The 1,569-nt window shown below is 51.6% G+C and carries 2 protein-coding genes and 1 pseudogene; all 3 read right to left on the bottom strand.

Annotated elements, in window-relative coordinates; genetic code table 11:
• Positions 1-355: 355 nt before the first annotated feature.
• Complete coding sequence (locus tag P0D70_RS36485) at positions 356-703, bottom strand: hypothetical protein (RefSeq protein ID WP_408188093.1); 348 nt, start codon at positions 701-703, stop codon at positions 356-358.
• A 49-nt stretch (positions 704-752) separates the two neighbouring features.
• A complete protein-coding gene (locus P0D70_RS36490) occupies positions 753-1,331 on the bottom strand; it encodes a lysozyme (RefSeq protein WP_408188094.1) in 579 nt (192 codons plus the stop codon).
• Positions 1,331-1,569, bottom strand: a pseudogene (locus P0D70_RS36495) (hypothetical protein); the annotation flags it as partial. The pseudogene P0D70_RS36495 and the gene P0D70_RS36490, both read right to left, overlap by 1 nt.

The following is a 1,569-nucleotide window of genomic DNA, read 5'->3' on the forward strand; positions in this document are numbered from 1 at the left end:
CAGAAGGTGTTGTTTGAGTTTTCTTTTGGGTGAGGCGATGCCCGGTGAACTCTCGAACAGCCTGATCTGCAGGCCGCAAGCGTCTTGTATTACGGATGGCCTTCTGCTTCTTCGGTAACTCAGGAAAACGAGGTGTTTTTTGGGGTTCCGGTCCGCTGCATTTCATAACAGCGCAGGGTGACGGGGAAGGTCGCCATCGGCATGTCCTGTTCGTGGACAGGCGGACTCAATCGATCATGCTAAAGCACGAGCACTAGCGTTGTGACGAGATTTAAGACGACGTTGGCTCACCAAAGCTGGCAATCCAACCAATGCCGGTAGATGGCTTGCGTGGCAATTTTTATTCTGCGCATTCTTACCATTTTGACATTTCCAGAAGATCCGTCAGAAATTTATTCTGCGCCTTGCGGACGTTGTAAACACATTCACCATAAAGTGCTGGAAACATGGAACCATCTAAACTTCTCTCCCATCCCGCGCCTGCGTCGCGCTGCAATTCACAGAATTTCAGTGCATTGTCTTGTGCAGACATGTATGCGTCCAGTAGCTTCGCGTGAGAATTCGCCACTGGTATCTTCGCACGAACATTTTCATAAATCTTCTTGTTGTTCCTGGCTAAATCGGCACTCAGATTGCCATAACATAAGGCGTCTCCATATCCGCCGCCGAGATGTTTTAGACACTCTTGATCCGGTTTCGCCATGACCACGTTGCAAAGCCCTGCGAAGACGACGCAAAAAATAATCGCTTTGCTAATGAGAGGCATCGTAGACCCCCGACGCGAAAAGACGTGCCTCCGAATATCGCCTATGCGGCAAGCCGCGATTGTGTCCCACTCGGTAGGTACAAATGAAATCAGACATTGCCCGGTAGTGCCCAGTGTTCACTTTCTGGATTATGCCTGTTGCGCCGTCGCCCGCGCCGCAGTTATAAACGATGCTAACGAGAGCATCATATTCAAATTGAAATAGCGGCACCATTACATCACTATTCAGTCTTCTTTCCATTCGTTCGACATCCCGCCTCTTAAAGCCCCGCGCCCGCTCCAGTGATATTGACTGTCCAACCTGGATATGGTCTGTGGGTAATATCCGGTGCCCGCACCCAACCGTTGGAATGCCGGCGTTATCCAGATACGCTTGCAAAATAAAACCCTCCGTGACGTAGTGCCCTTGAAAGTTCACGCCGTTCAGTAGCCCCGACTCCCACACAGAAATAAAGGAAAGGCCACCACTACTGACAATCCACGGCTTGGCAAATCGGTCCGTGTACACCGTAACAGAGGAATTCGGATCGGTGTTGGTTGTTGCGGTTGCAAGTGCATCAGGCATTAGTGCTCCTCCTTGTGGCCGAGGTGGATTTGTATGGATTGCGCGCTATCCGTATGATGGCGACTAGTTCGGCCCTGCGAATCCGTTACACCGTGGACGCGGTAGCCCGATGGCAAGAGCACCGTGTAATACGTCTTCGGTAGCGCGCTACCAGCCGCGTCGAGTAGCGAAAATTGCTCATCGTAGCGATGGAGCTGCTTGTCGGGTGTTGCACCGTTCATACCAAGGGGAATCACGC

Origin of the sequence: Paraburkholderia sp. RL17-381-BIF-C (assembly GCF_046026435.1) — a bacterium.
Classification (GTDB): domain Bacteria; phylum Pseudomonadota; class Gammaproteobacteria; order Burkholderiales; family Burkholderiaceae; genus Paraburkholderia.